General features: G+C 42.9%; 15 protein-coding genes and 2 pseudogenes. 2 read left to right on the forward strand and 15 right to left on the reverse strand.

All coding sequences use genetic code 11. The features are described 5' to 3' along the window. Positions 1–11: 11 nt before the first annotated feature. The 6 genes and pseudogenes from ACJROX_RS22150 to ACJROX_RS22175 all read right to left on the reverse strand — a co-directional run bounded on the left by ACJROX_RS22150 (position 12) and on the right by ACJROX_RS22175 (position 6,459). Positions 12–1,247: a M20 family metallo-hydrolase gene (locus ACJROX_RS22150; RefSeq protein ID WP_408007366.1), complete on the reverse strand. Its 1,236-nt coding sequence runs from the start codon at positions 1,245–1,247 to the stop codon at positions 12–14. Between the two features lie 387 nt (positions 1,248–1,634). Further along, a complete protein-coding gene (locus ACJROX_RS22155) occupies positions 1,635–2,621 on the reverse strand; it encodes a bile acid:sodium symporter family protein (RefSeq protein WP_408007367.1) in 987 nt (328 codons plus the stop codon). Then, the gene (locus ACJROX_RS22160; protein ID WP_408007368.1) at positions 2,618–4,012 is read right to left on the reverse strand and encodes an FAD-binding oxidoreductase; all 1,395 of its coding nucleotides are present in this window, start codon (positions 4,010–4,012) and stop codon (positions 2,618–2,620) included. Before ACJROX_RS22160 ends, ACJROX_RS22155 begins: the two co-directional genes overlap by 4 nt. Positions 4,013–4,362: 350 nt before the next feature. After that, a pseudogene (locus ACJROX_RS22165) lies at positions 4,363–4,713 on the reverse strand (sulfite oxidase); the annotation flags it as partial. A gap of 60 nt (positions 4,714–4,773) precedes the next feature. Continuing rightward, entirely contained in the window at positions 4,774–5,433 is a 660-nt protein-coding gene (locus ACJROX_RS22170; RefSeq protein ID WP_408007369.1) for a molybdopterin-dependent oxidoreductase, read from the reverse strand. 123 nt (positions 5,434–5,556) lie between these two features. Then, positions 5,557–6,459: a branched-chain amino acid transaminase gene (locus ACJROX_RS22175; protein WP_408007370.1), complete on the reverse strand. Its 903-nt coding sequence runs from the start codon at positions 6,457–6,459 to the stop codon at positions 5,557–5,559. Between the two features lie 279 nt (positions 6,460–6,738). Between ACJROX_RS22175 and safA the strand changes: the two genes are divergently transcribed. Further along, a complete protein-coding gene (gene safA, locus ACJROX_RS22180; RefSeq protein ID WP_408007371.1) occupies positions 6,739–7,362 on the forward strand; it encodes a SafA/ExsA family spore coat assembly protein in 624 nt (207 codons plus the stop codon). A 267-nt stretch (positions 7,363–7,629) separates the two neighbouring features. Here safA and ACJROX_RS22185 read toward each other — a convergent pair whose 3' ends face one another. The 9 genes and pseudogenes from ACJROX_RS22185 to ACJROX_RS22225 form a co-directional block, all read right to left on the reverse strand. Beyond that, complete coding sequence (locus ACJROX_RS22185; protein WP_408007373.1) at positions 7,630–8,859, reverse strand: MFS transporter; 1,230 nt, start codon at positions 8,857–8,859, stop codon at positions 7,630–7,632. 229 nt (positions 8,860–9,088) lie between these two features. Next, positions 9,089–9,442, reverse strand: coding sequence for a hypothetical protein (locus ACJROX_RS22190; RefSeq protein ID WP_408007374.1), 354 nt, complete (start codon positions 9,440–9,442; stop codon positions 9,089–9,091). Positions 9,443–9,623: 181 nt separating this feature from the next. Then, entirely contained in the window at positions 9,624–11,060 is a 1,437-nt protein-coding gene (locus ACJROX_RS22195; protein ID WP_408007375.1) for an alanine/glycine:cation symporter family protein, read from the reverse strand. Positions 11,061–11,349: 289 nt separating this feature from the next. After that, complete coding sequence (locus ACJROX_RS22200) at positions 11,350–12,114, reverse strand: enoyl-CoA hydratase-related protein (RefSeq protein WP_408007376.1); 765 nt, start codon at positions 12,112–12,114, stop codon at positions 11,350–11,352. Positions 12,115–12,185: 71 nt separating this feature from the next. Then, positions 12,186–13,337 (reverse strand): thiolase family protein, encoded by a 1,152-nt coding sequence (locus ACJROX_RS22205; protein WP_408007377.1) that lies wholly within the window; start codon positions 13,335–13,337, stop codon positions 12,186–12,188. A gap of 31 nt (positions 13,338–13,368) precedes the next feature. After that, positions 13,369–14,220 carry a 3-hydroxyacyl-CoA dehydrogenase family protein gene (locus ACJROX_RS22210; RefSeq protein WP_408007378.1) on the reverse strand — a complete coding sequence of 284 codons (852 nt, stop codon included), beginning with the start codon at positions 14,218–14,220 and terminating at the stop codon, positions 13,369–13,371. An 18-nt stretch (positions 14,221–14,238) separates the two neighbouring features. Further along, positions 14,239–15,860 (reverse strand): annotated as a pseudogene (locus ACJROX_RS22215) (long-chain fatty acid--CoA ligase). A 30-nt stretch (positions 15,861–15,890) separates the two neighbouring features. Continuing rightward, the gene (locus ACJROX_RS22220; protein WP_408007379.1) at positions 15,891–17,036 is read right to left on the reverse strand and encodes an acyl-CoA dehydrogenase family protein; all 1,146 of its coding nucleotides are present in this window, start codon (positions 17,034–17,036) and stop codon (positions 15,891–15,893) included. A 22-nt stretch (positions 17,037–17,058) separates the two neighbouring features. Beyond that, positions 17,059–18,627: a fatty acid--CoA ligase gene (locus ACJROX_RS22225; RefSeq protein WP_408007380.1), complete on the reverse strand. Its 1,569-nt coding sequence runs from the start codon at positions 18,625–18,627 to the stop codon at positions 17,059–17,061. A gap of 328 nt (positions 18,628–18,955) precedes the next feature. On the opposite strand from ACJROX_RS22225, the gene ACJROX_RS22230 reads away from it, so the two are divergent. Continuing rightward, complete coding sequence (locus ACJROX_RS22230) at positions 18,956–19,297, forward strand: hypothetical protein (protein WP_408007381.1); 342 nt, start codon at positions 18,956–18,958, stop codon at positions 19,295–19,297. The last annotated feature ends 100 nt before the right edge of the window (positions 19,298–19,397 follow it).

Raw genomic sequence — 19,397 nt, forward strand, 5'->3', positions numbered from 1 at the left:
ACTCCCGATCATTAGGACTGTGAAATACGTAAAGTTGTCTGATACAATAATTCGACTCCTTTTTCAATATCAGCCATTTCGGCAAACTCCAATGGATTGTGACTGATCCCTTTTTCACACCGTACAAAGATCATGCCGTAATCACTGATATAGGACATGAAAAGCGCATCATGGAATGGCCCGCTCATCAAAACAGGTGAATCAAATCCTAGCTTTGCGTCTTCCTCTTTCATAATGTCCTTGATCCAGTCGGCGCAGTATCTTGGATCACTTCGTGTATCTTCGCTTATATTGACTTCCAGGTTTTTTTCAGAAGCTGTCTTTTCAATGATTTGATACAGTTGTTTTTCAATTGCCGAACGCCTTTCAAGATCAATATCCCGGAGATCGATCGTAAACGTGACTCTTTCCGGTATGATATTTCGTGAATTCGGGAAAACGTTCAAATTCCCCACTGTGCCCACGGTTGTCTCTACTCCTTCTTTATTCACAAGGTCATTGAATTGTCGAATGATTTCTGCAGCCCCGACCAAAGCATCCTGCCGTAAGTTCATCGGTACTGATCCAGCATGACCTGCAAAGCCTTCGAGGGTAACCGTCAGCCAAATCGGACCAGAAATACCTGACACGATCCCTACAGGTTTACCTTGAGCTTCGAGGACTGGTCCTTGCTCTATATGCAATTCAATGAAAGCCTCGATATCCCCTTTTTGATAGACAGGGCTTGCTGAATTGTCAGGTTCGACACCGAATTCTTTCAAAGCTTCACGTCTTGTCATACCGTTCTGATCTTTCCGATCGAGCTCTCCTTCTTCCAGTAAGCCTGTCAATGCCCGTACCCCAAAGACACCCTTGTTGAATCGACAGCCCTCTTCATCTGAGAAACAAATGACTTCTATCGTCCGCTCAGGAATGATTCTGTTATCTTTCATCGTATGTACAACTTCAATCGCACCAAGTGATCCGGCAGTACCGTCAAAACGTCCACCATAAGGTTGTGAATCGATGTGGGAACCTAAAATAAGGATCGGCTTCTCTTTATCTCGTCCCTCTATTCGTCCGATCAAGTTGCCAAATCCATCAATCCTGGTCGCCAATCCTGCCTCTTCCATCCATCCTTTCACAACCTCGACTGCTTGCCGATCTTCTTTGGAATGTGCCAACCGGCATACACCAGTTTCACCGATTTTCCCTATTTCAGCTAGTTTGTTGAGATGGCTGCTTAAACGTTCACGATTAATCGACATACCTTCACCCCTTCAATCATTTGAAAAACCGACAAATATACTGAATTTTCATTATTTTCATTAATCATACCTGACCTTTTCAAGAAGTTCTATATTACTTTTGTGTATAAACAAAAAATAAGAGTTTCTTAGCATGAAGAAACTCTTACACAAGTAATCTTTTATAGTAAAAAGGAATGGGTTAACTAGCTCTCTAAGTCCCATCCTTAACTTTTTTACCCCTTGGGTTCCAGGTGATTCCAGGAAATATCAGTATAATTCTATAAATTTATGATTAATCCAAGAAAATCACGATGTTATCCTAAAAATTTCGACAATTATTCTAGAAAACAGTAAGAAAGATTATTAAAAAAGAGGACCTGAACGACTCAGGTACCTCTTAAAGGGTTAGTTGCCTGTATTCTGTACAGGAATGTCCGATGCCACGTTTGCTGTCACTTCCTTTTCTGTGACAGGTTTCTTGGACCAGAAGGTAGCGAGGATCGGCCCGGATATATTGTGCCAGACTGCTGCGATGACGTTTGGAAGTGCTGCCAGCGGCCCGAAGTGAGCCGTAGCTAAAGCGACACCGAGTCCTGAATTTTGCATCCCGACTTCGATTGAAATCGCACGCCTCTTACTTTCATCCAACCTCATAGCCCATGCTGTTGTGTATCCGAGCATCAAACCTAGTAAATTATGAAGCATGACGGCTGAAAAGATAATCAGGCCAGAAGTTGCTATACTTTCAACATTTGCAGAAACAACCGCTGAAACGATGATGATGATCGCTACCACTGAAATCAACGGGATGATTGTTGCACTTTTTTGAACCGTAGTTGGAAAAATCTTTCGGATAAGGATACCAAGTGTGATTGGTAGGATAATTACCTGAACGATTGAAATGAACATCGCAACTGGGTCGACCGGTAACCATTGTCCTGCAAGTCCCAAAAGGATAAGCGGAGTAAGAATTGGGGCTAGCATCGTAGACAAGGAGGTCATCGCTACAGAGAGTGCCAAATTCCCTTTTGCCAAGTAAACCATCACATTCGAGGCTGTCCCGCCAGGAACGGAGCCAAGCAATACCAAGCCTGCTGCCAATTCTGCCGGAAGATTCATTGCATAAGCAAGCCCCAAAGCAATCAACGGCATGATGATGAATTGAGCCGCTACACCTATGATGACTGGAACCGGCTTTTTTAGAACTAATTTGAAATCGACCGGTTTCAAGGTCAGTCCCATCCCGAACATGACAACGCCTAATAAGATTGTGATATAACTTCCTAATCCTAAAAACGGAGTTGGAATGAAATAAGCGATCAAGGCAATGGCGATCACCCAGATGGCAAAATATTTTCCTGCTAGACTACTGATCGATTCTAGTAATTTCATAGGCCCCTCCTCTTCGTATGCACAAGTTTATTCGGGTTCATAAGTTCATGTGGGTCAAGTGCTAATTTGATCTTTTCCATGACATGGAAGGCTTTCCCGTGTTCACGTTGCTGGTATTTCATTTTACCAATGCCGACACCATGTTCACCTGTACACGTGCCTCCGCGTTGAAGTGCATATTCAACGATTTCCTCATTGAATTGCTCTGCCTTTTTCACTTCTTCCGGATCTTCCATATCAATCATCAGTGAAGTATGGTAATTCCCGTCACCGACATGACCAAGGATTCCTCCTTGAAGGCCTAACTCCTCAATTCGTTTTCTCGCAAATTTGATTGCGCTTGCCAGCTCCGTAATCGGCACGCAAACATCTGTAACCATATGTTTTTTGCTAGGATTCAAATGCATATAAGCATAAGCAAGATTGTGCCTTGCTTCCCACAGTTTATTGCGAGCAGCATTGTCCTCTTCAAAATGGACTTCCTCACAACCATGGTCATCCACGATCTCTTTTGTAAATTCAACATCATGATTAAGTCCTGGTTTATTTCCATGAAATTCTAAAAATAAAGTTGGTTTTTCTTTGTAATCTGTTTCACTGTAGCGGTTGACTTGTCTGATTGAGGGTTCATCTACAAGCTCTACGCGCGCAATAGGGATGCCTGCTTGCAAAATCGATACGACTGCTTCAACCGCATCATCGACAGTGGGAAATGCCGCTCTTGCAGCCACAATATGCTCAGGTATACCGTACACTCGCATCGTCAATTCGGTAATACACCCTAAAGTACCTTCTGAACCGACAAAAAGGCTGTTCAAGTTATAACCTGAGGAGGATTTTTGCGCTAAATTGCCTGTATGAATGATTTCCCCGTCTGGCAGGACGACTTCCAAGTCACGGACTTGATCACGCATGACTCCATACTTTACCGAGGTCGTACCACTGGCATTTGTAGCTGCCATACCACCTAGAGTTGCATCTGCGCCTGGGTCCACAGAAAAGAATAATCCGTATTTTTTCAGTTCTTTATTCAAGTGGTTACGTGTTACGCCAGGCTGTACTTTTACGAGAAAGTCCTTCTCCCTCACTTCAAGTACTTTATTCATGAGGGAAAAATCGATTGTAATCCCTTTATCATAAGGGATCACATGTCCTTCCAAGCTGGATCCTATCCCAAATGGAACGATGGGTTTTCCATGCTTGTCCGCCACTTTGACAACCGCACTCACCTGATCGGCTGTTTCAGGGAATACGACGATGTCCGGAGAGCTTGGTGTATGATAGGATTCATCCTTGCTGTGCTGCTCTAGTATCGTTTCATTCATCGAAACCTGGTGGTCCCCCAGAAAAACTCTAAGTTCCTCATAAACAGTATCAATTGTTGTCTTCAAATGTATCTCTCCCCGTCCACTTTTGATTATAAGAATAAACTATTGAATCGAATTATACATAATACTCAGAATTTTTCAACCGTAATATTTCCCATTAAGAAAAGTGATAACACCCTGATCAGCCACGAAGGTCACAGAAAGTCCGACGAGGAGGCTCGAACCAAACAAAGATTTGGTTGTGCGTGGGTTGGGTCCAATGGATGTTATTCAATGTGTCGCTGCCGCAGGAGGACTGAAGTGATCCAAGTGATTGGCGTTGGAGCCAGACATTAAACTCGTCGGAAAAATTTTATACTTACATTAAAAAAGCGTAACTCTATATAGAATCACGCCCACTTGGTATCAGCATTTCATTCGATTTTCACTCTGATCTTTTCGATCGCATTATACCCGTATCCTTTCCGATTCCAGAAAGGGGTATCCGGCTGGACTCTTTTAGTAGAGTCGGTCGCTTTCGCTAAGATCGTATATTCTCCTTTTTTCGTTACCGGCCATTGATAAACCCACTTGACCCCCCCATAGCCATTTTCAGTATCACCTGAGATTTTCGCTTTCGACCAGGTTTTCCCATCATCCGTACTGATTTCTACTTTCGTGATGTGCCCTTCCCCTGTCCAGGAAATGCCTTCAATTTTATGCTCACCAGTATCCAGAACTTCCATATCCAAAGGTTTTTGAATCGTCGAATTCACATTCATGGTTGTGACTGGATAAGCTCCTTCATCGTTTTCTTTATTTGGGTAATAAACATAATCAGTAGTCTAGAACGGACCTTCAAAGCTAGATTCTATCACTCGAATTTGTCTGATCCATTTTACCGATGCCATAGCGTACCATTTTGGAACGATCAATCTTAATGGGAAACCGTGTTTAAAAGGGATCGGCCTTCCGTTGTACTCATAGGCAACAATCGTATCCGGATGGAGGGCCTTATCTATTGGCAAGCTTCTTATAAAAGAATGAATCGAATCGGTGTCTGTCCTCTTTCCAAAATCATGGCCCTCACAAACAACCTCTTTAGCACCTTCTTGCATGCCTGCCTGTTCTAAAAGTATCCTTAAAGGTACACCTTTCCAATAACCCTGGCTGATCGCCCCTTTACTCCATTGTTCGCCAAAGGTTTTCGGCTCGAACAAACTCCTCTTATTTCCCGCGCATTCAAGTACTACTTCGACCGATTTTGATGGCATTCTCGTAATATCTTGAATGGAAAACCATTGTGGTATGTCTACCAGCCCGTTTATAGTAAGCCTATAGTTCTTAGTTGACAAGGGAGGATATCTAAAGTGATTTCGTCTGTAAAATAAATGGGTATTCAGAAAATTTGGGTGAACAAAGTGAATGGGGGTTTCTTGATTCTCAGGGTATAAACTAAGGGTCGTTAAATATGGCCTTACAAAAGGATAGAATGGAAATAACATAATTTCCTCCAAAGAGATGGCATTATTAAAATCTATGTTTTATCTCCAAAATTTAATCCATGATTAAAAGCACCCTCTCAAGGAGCTAGGTGCTGAAATGTCGATCATATGAGATTTCCAGCTTTAATAAACCGGTGTACAATATCCTAAATAGCCTTGATTACTTCCTCGGACAATCTGGTCATACCTTGAGCGGATTTCTCTAGTAATCCCCCCTTCCCGGCCTGTGCCGATGATTCTGCGGTCAATTTGAATGATAGGTTTTATCCCGATCGCTGTCCCTGTAAAAAAAACCTCGTCAGCTGAATATAGCTCCGTTCTTGCTAAGCTTCTCTCAATTACAGATAAATTCAATTCCTTTTGGGCTATTTGCATAACTGTATCACGTGTTATTCCGGAGAGAATATCGTCTGAAACAGGAGGAGTGCATAACTGTTTATTTTTGATGATGAAAATATTTTCACCTGGTCCTTCGCTAACCTTTCCTTCTTTTGTCAGCAATATAGCTTCATCGAAACCATTCAATCTAGCTTCAGATGTGGCTAATCCTGAATTCAAATACCCGCCTATCGGTTTGGTTTGAGGTGGTATCATATTGCTGCCTATACGTGTCCATGAAGAAACGCATACGTGCAAAGCAGGTTTGGGAATGTAGTCGAGCCGGGTGAGATAAATGAATAGCCTATTATAAGGACTTAATAAATCAGGTCGTAAAGTATCTTCACCTTTGATGCAAATGGGACGAATATAAACATCTTCTCGTACAGCATTTATTTTAACCAATTGTATTGTCCACTGGATTAATTGGTCTGTAGTATATGGGATATTAAGGTGCAATGATTTTCCTGACTCCCGGAATCGCTCATAATGATCGAATAGGCGAAATAAATATAACTGGTTCTGACTTGAATTCCAAAAGGCCCTTATTCCTTCGAAGCATCCTAAACCATAATTCAATCCTTTATTTCTAACACTCACAGACACTTCGGGTTCACGAAGAAACCGTCCTTGATCAAAAATATACACAAGCCCGCCCCCAAAAACTGCAGTTTACTTATATGTATAATCGAGTATCAACGTTTATTCGGTAAAAATGGAGTAATCGACTACAGAACCAGTTCAAAAGAGTCCTTTGATATATTACGGATTAGGAATGCTTTTCACCAAACTTCTGACTTCATAGGAACAATACCTTTAAGTTTACTAAAAAACTTAAAACATTCATTTTTCCCCTATCAATCTGTTATAGCACGCAGGAATAAATTACCGGTTTCATTGTTTCCTAGAATTTGTAATACTTTTTATATGAAAGCGTTCATGAAGATTTGCCTCACTCTTTTGTTGTCTGTCACTCTAGTCACGGGATTTAATTCAGAAGCTTCTGCTTCTACTTCGCATACTGTTCAATACGGAGATACGATGTGGAAAATCGCTATGCGTTATAAGATTGGCACCTCCGAAATTATCAACGCAAATCCCCAAGTGGACAATCCCAATTGGATTTATCCAGGGCAACGGTTGAACATCCCAACGATCAATACGGTAAAATCTGTCGAAGCTCAAGTTGTTGATCTCGTCAATCAAGAACGGGCAAAGCGTGGCTTGCATCCGTTAAAAGCGAATTGGGAATTGTCACGTGTTGCAAGATATAAATCGAAGGATATGCTCCAAAACAATTATTTCAGCCACACATCTCCAACATACGGAAGTCCTTTTACCATGATCAGGAATTTCGGTATCTCCTATCGAACAGCAGGTGAAAATATCGCAGCAGGACAGACGACTGCACAAGCAGTCATGAAAGCGTGGATGAACAGTGACGGCCACCGTAAAAACATTCTTTCTAGTAACTATAAAGAAATCGGGGTCGGATATACTAAAGGAGGGAACTACGGCCACTACTGGACTCAAATGTTCATCACCCGCTAAATTTAAAAGAGCTGATCTTCATAAATAATGAAGGGTCAGCTCTTTTTTGTGTTTTAGTTTAAAGCGATTCCTAATGACTTCACAACAATCTTTAGTGGAAACCAGAGACGTCACCATAAATTTAGCGGACACAGGAGACCTTATTTGATCAAAAACGCTATGTTTTACAAAATAGAGGACACCAGAGACCTTTCTGAAAATCATTGAAAATCAACTGCTTTTTACCCGGATAATGGAATTTCTCAAGTGTTGTTAAGGTGGAGAGATTCAGACTTCCTTTGCCCATTTTTCCAGCGTTTCATCCTTCGGTAGTAGCATTGTAAACAATCCTAGCAAGGGCAAAAAGCTCACTGCTAACATCGTGAATGAGATGCTTGTGACATCTGCCATTTTACCAAGCAAGACTGAACCCAAAGCGCCCATTCCAAAAGCTAAACCGACAATGAGTCCAGAGACCATACCGATCCGCCCTGGCACCAATTCCTGGGCATAGACGACTGTTACTGAAAAGCTCGTGTTAAGGATGAAACCGATCAAGAAGAAAAGCGGTATGACAAGCAATAATTCGACATGCGGCAGAATCAATGCAAGCGGCGCTGTCCCTGCCAATGACCAAAAAATCATATTCCGTTTACCAAGTCTGTCAGCTAATGGTCCGCCGAAAAACGTTCCTAAGACACCCGCCACCAAGAAAATGAACAGGTAGATTTGTGCCTGCCTGATCGACAAACCGTAATCCTCAATCAAATAAAATTGATAATAGTTCCCGATGCCTGAAAAATACCAGGAACGTGCAAAAACTAAGAATATCAAGACGATCATCGCAAAAATGACCTTCTTTTTCCTAGTGACCGTCACATTTTTCTTTTGTTTCACTTTTGGTACACGCGGAAAATTCACCAGCTGTCTGCTGTACCATCCAGATACATACAACAATACAAAGATGGCGATCGCAGCAAATGAGGTGAACCAAACCGCACCGAATTGTCCAAGTGGAACAAAGACCAGGGCTGTCATGATCGGAGCGAGAGACGTCCCAGTATTTCCTCCAACTTGATAGATTGATTGTGCAAGACCTCTTCTATTCCCTGCAGCCATATAAGCGACCCGTGAACCTTCCGGATGGAAAACAGCCGAACCAAGTCCGATGCCGATTACGGACAAAATAATATAAGGGAACGAATCAGCAAATGCGATTCCAAGCATTCCAACCAAGCTTGCGCACATCCCCAGTGGTAAGAGATATGGTGAAGTCGATCGATCCGTGTACCATCCGACCACCGGCTGCATGATGGATGAAGTCATATTCAGTGTGAATGCGATCCATCCCAACTGTGTAAACGAGAGCCCCATCGACCGCTCCAGTATGGGGAAGATTGCTGGAATGACCGCTTGCATCGAATCGTTCAACAAGTGGACAAATCCGATCATGAAAAGTATCGAATACATGGTCGCTGCGGGCTTTTGTGCAGAAACCTTAGTTGTTCCAACCGCCATATGCTTTCCTTCTTTCTGATGTTATCCATATGAAAAATTAGCATACCACTTTTTTGCAGCGATTGGTAAAGAAAACTTAGCAAAGCCAAACCTTTGGTGAAGGCTGAGCTATAGTTCCTCGAAAAAGCAAATACTTTTCCTTCGTGCGATGTTCTGCTTCCGAAGTAACCAGCTTGTGCACTTATACTGAAGAAAGTATCTATACTTTCTTTAAGTGTTAAAGAAAGTCTCAATTATTACTAATCGATAGTTGAATAGGCTTTATGGGCTGTCCAGAGTTATAATTGACCTGTTCATCAAGGTGCTGCAATTGCATTTTCAAATCTTCTTCATCAAAAGGAAAGTCATCAATTTCGTCTAATTGCTGGAGAAAGGTTTTATGGAGTTTATTGTACCCAGCCCATTTCTTTTTATCAGCTTGCTCTACTAGTGCAGAAAGGGTAGCCAGACATTTCGCCAGCGGCTTGTTGTCACCTTCAATCAACATTTCCCTGCTGATATGATGACACTCAACATAATTCATCTTTTCATTGAAAGTCTTCATATAATCATGGATTCTGACTTGTTGTTCTCTGTTCTTCATCTAGGTCCCCTCCGTTTGTACGTCGAAATTCTCTTCTATACAAGATTCTATTTCTTAGATACAAGCTTGAGTAGTATAAATGTACCATTTGGTCGTATTTTCTAAACCTGAACACTTATGAGCAACTTCCGAAAGGAGAAAAGCTGGCCGAAATGCCGTCGACCAGCTCCTTTATTGGACATTACTGTTCTCTTTTTATACTCTCATGATATTCGCGTTCTTCATCCCAGATTTCTGTGTTCTTCAATCCGATCGTTCTTGGATTAAAAATTGGGTTCACACCAGTTCGTTTTTGCGAAACATAATCTTGTAGAGCATTGAATGCAATCTTACCTAGCATAGCAATGGCAATCAAGTTGACAAGTGCCATAGTTGCCATGAAGAGATCAGCGAGACTCCATACAATCGCAAGTTGGGCTACGGAACCGAACATGACCATTCCTACCACCGCTAAACGATAGATGAAGATCCAGCTTCTTTTCTCAGGATTGATGAATTCGATATTCGTTTCTCCATAATAATAATTTCCGACGACTGAACTGAAGGCGAACAAGAAAATGAAGACTGCAACCATGAAGCCAGCCCAATCACCCACGTGGTAGGTCAGAGCTTGCTGGGTCAGCTGAATTCCATCCTCTGAACCAGTATATTGACCAGAAAGGATGATCATCATCGCTGTTGCGGTACAGATCAATATCGTATCTGTGAATACACTCAACGTTTGGATCAGACCTTGCTTTACAGGATGCGATACGTTAGCGGTAGCTGCTGCGTTCGGTGCACTACCCATACCAGCTTCGTTCGAGAATAATCCACGTTTGATTCCATTCATTAAAGCAGCCCCAAGTCCGCCTCCGATTGCTTCTTCCAACCCGAAGGCACTTTTGACAATCAAAGCAACCACTGATGGGAGTTCAGTGATGTTAACGACTAATACATAAAGAGCTAAAAGTAAGTATAAAACCGCCATCACTGGTACAATCGCTTCAGCCACACGTGCAATCCGCTTGATTCCGCCAAAGATGATGATGGCAACGATTGTACTTAACGCTATTCCAAATACAACCCTGTTAACGCCGAAGGAATTTTCCAATGCCAATGAGATCGTATTAGCTTGTACGGAATTAAATACTAAGCCGAATGTAAATGTAATGAGAACTGCAAACAGAATCCCCATCCAGCGTTTATTAAGCCCTTTTTCCATATAATATGCGGGTCCGCCACGGAAGCCGAATTCATCTTTCACTTTATAGATCTGGGCGAGCGTACTTTCTACAAAAGCAGTCGCTGCACCGATCAATGCAATGATCCACATCCAGAAGACCGCTCCAGGACCACCTAATGAAATCGCTAAGGCTACACCTGCCAGGTTCCCTGTACCGACACGTGAAGCTGTACTGATACTGAAAGCCTGGAAGGAGGATACGCCCCTTTTCTTCTTATCCTTTGAAACAGTCGCTCCTTCACCTAAAAGCTTGACCATGTCTTTTAACATGGTGAATTGTACAAATTTGGTCCGGATGGAGAAATAAACACCTAAAATAAGTAAGAGTGCAATCAAGACATACGTCCATAAAATATCATTTCCCCACCCGACGATGGTTTCTAACCAAGACAAAAGTATCACCTCTTATGTATTTATTAAGCATACCGTTCCCTATTGTATTACACCCGAGACATCCTGTCATTGGATGTAGATGGTAATACAAGAAGACATGCTACATTTTGGTAAGGAAAAGTTCCTGACATTTCTATCTTATAGAAAATTGTATTTAGCAAAATTTTCGACATTCCTGCAGGAAAAGCAAGCCAGACGAGACCCCGCAGCGAGGAAAGAGCGGGGAGGCTTGCGTCGCCCGCGTTAAGGGAGTGAATTTCGCGTAAATCAATAATTAAGTATATCAGAGCTATTTGTTTAAAAAAGCTTGAATACGCCTTTGGTGTTCCGGCGTTTTTCTCATTTTACCTTGAGCCTCATTTTCCATGTCCAACGTATTGTTCAGTTCATGCACATTCAGTGAGCTGAAAATCAATTTTGTTTCAATTAAAGCTTCAATCGGCTGATTAAGAAATTGTTTTGCGATCTCCTCCGCGTGGGTGAACGGTTGGTCGGCGACAACTTTGTCGATGAGACCGAGCTGAAAGGCTTCTTCTGCATTAAACGTCCTGCCATTCCAAATCGCCTGCTTTGCCATCTGGTCCCCGAGCTTGTTTTTCAAAAGATAATGACAACCTCCATCCGCGACAAGCCCTACTTTGATGAAATTCAATCCGAAACTCGCATCCTCTGATGCAACAATGTAATCAGAAGCGAGGGCAAGGCTGAAGCCAAGGCCTGCAGCCGGCCCATGGACGGATGAGATTACGATCTTAGGCAAGGTGTAAACTTTTACAATCATTTCCTTTACCTGATCCATGATTTCAGTGAAACGCGCTTCTGAAATATCCTCTTTCATAGAAGAGATATCGCCACCGGAAGAAAACCCAGCTCCTGCCCCGGATACAAGGATAACTTTCGCCTCATGATCGATAACTGAGTCCAGCTTTTCAATCAATTGTTCGATCAATTCAACATTCATAGCATTCAATACGTGCGGCCGGTTCAATTCGATATGAATGATCTGATCTTTAACCTCAATTCGTATTGGTTCACTAGAACTTGTTGCCTTCATATAGGAGCTCCTCTCCATACTAAAAGCTAACCTTTAAAGTTTTCAACGTCAGGCTAATGCTTCCCTGGAAATCATAGCCTTTCAATGATGGCAGCGGTCGCCATGCCATGTCCGATACATATCGTCAACAAGCCGTATTTACCGTCAATCCGTTCGAGTTCATGGAGCAAGGTCGTGATTAGTTTAGCTCCAGTGGCACCTAAAGGGTGACCGAGTGCGATCGCCCCACCATTCACATTTACCCGCTCAAGCGAACCGCCGATTTCTTTTTCCCAGGCTAAGACAACCGGGGCAAAAGCTTCGTTGATTTCTATGCGATCGATGTCCTCGATAGAAAGTCCTGCTCTATCCAACACTTTTCTTGTTGCAGGAATGACACCATCGAGCATCAGCGTCGGGTCAGAACCGACGACAACCCTCTCGACAATACGTGCGCGTGGTTTCATCCCCAACGATTCGGCTCTCTTTCTATCCATTAAAAGGACAGCAGCCGCACCATCACTCATCTGGCTCGCATTCCCAGCGGTGACCACACCATCCGGCTTGAAGACAGGCTTTAAACTTGCGAGGGCTTCTAAAGATGTATCTTTTCGGGGCCCTTCATCTTTAGACACTGAAATCGTATTCCCTTCAGCATCTTCACCATTCACCGAGAGGATTTCACGATCGAAGTGCCCTTCCTTTTGTGCATTCAATGCCCTTTGGTGGCTTTCAAAGGCATACCGATCTAAATCCTCCCTTGTCATGTTGTATTTATCAGCGATCAGTTCTGCAGAAACACCTTGATGGACAAAATTATATTTTTCCTTCAACGAGTTTGGAATCGTCCGTTCATTCCCATCACTTAAGATCGGAACCATCGTCATGTTCTCAACACCTGCGGCAATGGTGATGTCCATATCGCCTGCTAAAATTTCTTGCGCAGCAAAATGCAAGGCTTGCTGACCCGAACCGCACATCCTGTTGATTTGCACAGATGGGACTTCAACTGGAAATCCTGAATCGAGCGCTGCAAGCCGTCCAATATTAAACCCTTGCTCTGAATGTGGGGTAACGCACCCCATCACGATATCTTCAATCAGATCCTTTTCAATGTTCGCTCTTTTCGTCAGTTCATCTAGAACCGCTCCTGCCAAGTGCACGGGATGAGTATTCCTGAAAACCCCTTTCCGTTTGCCAACTGCTGTACGTACTGCTTCTACAATCACAACTTCCCTGTTCATGTATATTCCCTCCATCCTGTCCCCTGATTGTTTATTTATCGTAAGTGTAAAATCCACGTCCCGTTTTGACGCCAAAATGTCCTGCTTCAACCAGCTTCCTTAAGATCTGCGGTGGGCGGAAGCGGTCCCCGTACGCATCAAGCATACCTTCACTTGCGAACAACATCGTATCCAAACCGACGTAGTCAGCGAGTTCCAATGGCCCCATCGGGTAATTCAATCCGAGCCGGATCGCTTTATCGACGTCTTCGATGGATGCAACACCTTCTTCATAGATGCGCATACACTCAAGCATATGAGCAGACAGAGCGCGTGTCGTCACGAATCCTTGGGCATCTTTTACAAGTACCGTTTCTTTACCGATTTCTTCAGAAACCTGTTCAATGGCTCGAACCGTTTCATTAGACGTCTCGATTCCTTTCACGATTTCAATCAGCCTCATGATTGGTGCCGGGTTGAACCAATGCATACCGATCACTCTACTTGGCCGTTCAGTGGCAGATGCGATTGCTGTGATACTAAGCTCAGATGTATTGGTTGCGAGAATTGCATCTTTCGGAGCTAACTGATCAAGTTGATTAAGAACCCGCTTTTTCAATTCCAGATTCTCAGGAACAGCTTCGATCACAAGCTCACTTTTCGTACATGCTGTAGGCAGATCAAGTGTAGTCGAAATATTGGCAATGGTAGTCTCTACGTCATCGGTAGAGAGATGACCTGCTTTCTGGAGCCGCCCCAGACTTTTTTGGATTTTTTCCATTCCTTTCTTTAAAGCATCCTCTGTAATATCCTGCATGATGACCTTTTTGCCTTTCATGGCCATCGCCTGGGCAATTCCATTTCCCATCAGCCCTGCGCCTATGACCCCCACTTTTTTGATCATATCAGCCATTTCCCCTTTTTATTTTGATGTCGTTTCCAAATAATCTTTCAACTGATCCCGTAATGCGCGTTTTAAGAACTTACCAACTGAGGTTTTCGGATTTCATCAAGGAAGGCGATATCATCTGGAAGCCACCATTTTGCAAATTTTGGTCTTAAAAACGCCATTAATTCTTCTTTTGTGACTTTATCTTTCATGTCATCCTTGAGAACAACACAGGCCAGTGGTCTTTCCTGCCATTCACGATTTGGTACTGCAATGACCGCAGCTTCGAATACCGCATCATGAGCCATCAAAGCATTCTCCAAATCAACAGAGGAAATCCACTCTCCGCCACTCTTGATCAAATCCTTTGTACGGTCAATGATCTTGACGTTCCCTTCTCGATCGACTGTAACAACATCCCCTGTATGCAACCAGCCATCTCTGAACGCTTCATTTGTACGTTCATCTTGGTAATATTCATTAGCGACCCAGTTACCCCTGAGTAACAGTTCACCCATTTCCTTACCGTCCCATTTCACCTCGCCGTCTTTACCGATTACCTTCATCTCGACACCTGGAACAATGTACCCCTGCTTACTCCGGATATCAAGACGATCATCTTCAGGATAGGATTCCTGATAGCTTTTCAAGCGGGACAATGTTACGAGAGGACTGGTTTCTGTCATACCATAGGCATGGATGAATGGAATTCGGTATTTTTCTTCAAAGGTATGGATCATCGACTTAGGTGCTGCAGATCCTCCACATAAAATCGCTCTCAGGCTGCTCATATCATAATTTCCATTTTCCAACTCTTTCAAGAGGGCGATCCAAATGGTTGGCACGCCAGCCGCCAGTGTAACACGGTGTTTTTCAATCAAATCTGCTAAAATTGCTGGGGTCGGCATCGGCCCTGGAAGTACTTGTGAGGCTCCGAACCAAACCGAGGCGAAAGGCAATCCCCATGCATTCACATGAAACATTGGCACCACAGGCATCGTAACGTCAGATTCAGAAATCGCTGCACTATCCGCAAGACCGAGAGCCATACTGTGAAGAACAGTGCCGCGATGGGAATAGACGACTCCCTTCGGATTGCCTGTCGTGGCCGAAGTGAAACACATACCTGCCGGATCATTCTCATCGATATCCTTAACAAATTCATAGTCTATTTCGCCCTCATTAAGGAAATTTTCATAATGATAGACGTTTCGCAAAGTCGTTTCACCCAATGTATCTTCATCCGTCATGATGATATATGCTTGTACAGTCTTCAGTTTGTGCTGGATTTTTTCAATGAGCGGGACTAATTCGGTATCTAAAAGTAAGGCCTTGTCTTCTGCATGGTTGATGATATATGAAATATGTTCTGCGGAAAGACGGATGTTGATCGTATGCAAGACACCACCCATACCTGGGATTCCGAAGTAGGCTTCAAGGTGACGGTGATGGTTCCATGCGAAAGTACCTACCCGATCCCCTTTCCTTAAGCCTAACTTCTTTAAAGCACTTGACAGCCTTCTAGTACGCTCTGCAATTTCACTATACGTAAGAGTACAGACCTTTGTCGCATTCCTTGATGTTACTTTTTTTTGAGGAAAATACGTTTCTGCGTGCTCCAACATAGATGGTACAGTCATGGGAATGTTCATCATTTTAAAATCCTCCCTTGTCTTAAACTTGCTTCATAATCCCATTTCCTTTGCAATGATCGTTTTCATGATTTCATTCGTGCCTGCATAAATGGAAGCGACAGGGATATCCCGGTATCTTCTTGCAATCTCGTATTCTTCCATATAGCCATAGCCGCCATGGAGCTGCATACATTGCGTAGCGATGTTCCGAGCCATGTCCGTCGTCCAATATTTAGCCATTGATACTTTCTTGACTACATTCTTTTTTTGGATATGCTGATCGATAAGATCGTCTAAGAATGTCCTGCCAATCTCTACCTCAGTGGCCATTTCCGCTAAACGGAACTGGACGGTTTGAAAATCACTGATCTTCTTTCCAAATGCATTCCGGTTTTTCACGTAATCGATCGTTTGTTTGAGCATTTCTTCTGCTGCTGTCACCGCAACGATCGCTACAACAAGGCGCTCCTGCTGAAGCTGTTGCATGAGATAGTAGAAACCTTTCCCTTCCTCTCCAATCAAGTTAGCTGACGAAACCTTTACATCTTCAAAAATCAATTCAGCAGTATCCTGACTGTGAAGACCTACTTTGTCGAGCTTTTTCCCACGCTTGAACCCAGCCGTATCCCCTTCAACAACGATCAGGCTTATCCCCTTGTGTGCCGGCTTTATTTTTGTATCGGTTTTACATACAACTACGATGAGATCAGCATGGATACCATTGGTGATAAACGTTTTTTCTCCATTTAAAAGGTAATGGTCGCCATCTTTCCGCGCTGTCATCCTGATACCTGCAAGATCCGATCCCGCTCCTGGCTCCGTCATGGCGATCGCTGTTATGATTTCACCCGTAATACACTTGGGCAACCAACGCTTTTTTTGTTCTTCGGTCCCGTATTCTTCGAGGTAAGGAATGACGATATCATTATGCAAACCAATTCCGACCAGGCTTGAACCTACCCGTTCCAATTCCTCTAAAATGACAACGGAATATGCAAAATCAGCATTCAAACCACCGTATGCCTCGTCCACCCCTGGACAGAGGAAACCGTTCTCCCCCATCTTCTCCCAAAAGCTCCTCGGGATGAGACGATCTTTTTCCCAAACGTCATAAAAAGGGTACGCCTCTTTCTGAAGAAATTTCCGGAAAGCTTCCCGGAATATATGATGTTCTTCTTGCAAATATCGTGCTGTCATTCAAATCTCCCTTTCCACTGTTTTAAGGCATTTGTGTTTCAGCATCCCGTTTATATTGCTTTCTCAGCAGGAATTTTTGAATCTTACCGCTCGCATTCCGAGGCAATTCTTTTACGAAAATGTAGTTTCTCGGGCGTTTGAAGTCAGCGAGGGCCGTACTTGATTTACAGAATTGCTCGAGCTCATCCTCTGTCAGACTTTCATCTTTTTTCACTATGACAGCGGTTACATTTTCGCCCCACTTTTCATCTGGAGTACCAAGTACAGCTACATCCAGAACGCCTTCATGTTCATACAGCACATCTTCTACTTCTCTCGGATAGACATTCTCGCCACCTGTGATGATCATGTCATCTACTCGGTCGGCTACATAAAGATAACCATCATCGTCCATATAACCTAAGTCGCCAGAATGGTACCATCCTTTATACATCGCCTTTTCTGTCGCTTCTTCCCGATTGAAGTATCCAACCATCATACTTGGTCCTCTGACGATGATTTCACCGACTTCACCAGGTGGAAGGATATCTTCAGGTTCTGAGGGACCATGCTCATTCGGACGGACAACGCGGACTTCGTGATTCAAACAAGCTCTTCCCGCTGAACCTGCTTTTAGAATCTGCTCATCATCCGATAAGAACGTTATGGCTGGTCCCATCTCCGTCATTCCATATGCTTGGATGAGATCGACCCCTAATTTCTCTTTACATGCTCTGACGAGAGCAGGGGCCATAGGAGCAGCACCATATAAACCGAGACGCAAACTGATGATGTCATAGGAAGTAAGGTCTTGTTGAAGTATCATATTCCACATGGTAGGGGCACCAAAAAATACTGAGATCTTTTCTTGATTGATGACTTGAAGGACTTGTTGAGGGTCGAAATGATGGATAATGACATTTGTTGCCCCGACATGGACTCTAGGTAGGAAGCAACAATGAAGCTCTGCACAATGGAACATCGGAGCTGCCACCAATCCTCGATCATTTTCGGTCAATTGCTTCACTGCAGCACAGGCAATACTTTGCTCAACCATGTCGCGATGTCGGTGCATGACTCCTTTTGGTCGCCCTGTCGTTCCGCTCGTGTACATGATTGCATATAGGTCATTTTCCCCAACTTCCACTTTCGGAGCTTTTGTCGAATATTCACGTACTCTGTCATGATAATTAACAGCATAGGTCGGACAATTTTTACTGACACACCAAAAAGAGGTTTCTGGTGTTTGTTTATGTATTGCCGCAATATGAGGTTCAAGCATTTCTTCGAACAAGAATACAGTCGGCTTTGCATCTTCAATTATATAGGCTACTTCTTGTGCTTTTAGACGGAAGTTGATCGGATTCAGGATAGCTCCGATTTTAGCGCATGCGAAAAGTACTGTTGCAAGCTCAGTTGTATTGAATAAGAAGGTAGAAACACGATCGCCCTTGCCTACACCCGATTCAATCAAAGCGTTTGAAAGTCGATTGACGTTTTCATTCCATTCCTGATACGTCCAACGTTGATTGGTTGCAGCATCCACAAGTGCCTCTTTGTTCGGAAACTTTTGTACAGTCAACTCGAATAATTTCCCAATCGTTACATACATAAACGTTCCTCCTCTTATTAAATTACATTGGATCACTGACAATCATCATCCTTATGCACAGATGTAAACCCGCCGACTTACCTCCTTTTCATACTTACTTCGTTCCTTATATTCATTTCGTTATTTTCAAGCTATTTCCTACTGTTTTTTGAATTTTCACATAACATAATGGAAAAAAATAATTAAAAAAGGATTAATTGTCGAATGAACGGGGTAATAACTTTATAAACAAAGCACTAAATAGTCTATAACTCTTTAAAAAAGGTCGGCTTCTGTACTACAAAAAAATAAACCATATAAATTAACTTATGGATAGGAGGAATCTGAAATGAGTAGCCTAAAGCTACCTATTTTCCACAATGGAGATTGGGTTAAGGGGAAAACGATCAATGATGAGATGATTCAAGGATTTATTCATTCGATTCATCCTGCAAACGGGACAGTAAAAATCACAGTTACTCAATCTGACAATAAGCAAATCCAAGGAAAAAATATCGAAACATTCATTCACCGAATCACTCCGTTGACAGAGAAAATCGATGATCAAGAGGTATTCCTTGAAAACCTCATTGACGTTGCCCTATTAACGAAAGATAGAGAATGGTTCATGGAAATATGGGATAGACTTGATGAACTCCGTAAGAACAAAGAACAAACGATGCCATGCTAAAAAAGACAGACAGTCTTTAAGGAAAGGCTGTCTGTTTTTTTGATGTTTTAAATCCAAGAAAAGATAAAAAGGTAATGATAAAAAAATAGCCAACAAGTTT

Source organism: Pseudalkalibacillus sp. A8, assembly GCF_045920555.1.
Classification (GTDB): Bacteria; Bacillota; Bacilli; order Bacillales; family Fictibacillaceae; genus Pseudalkalibacillus.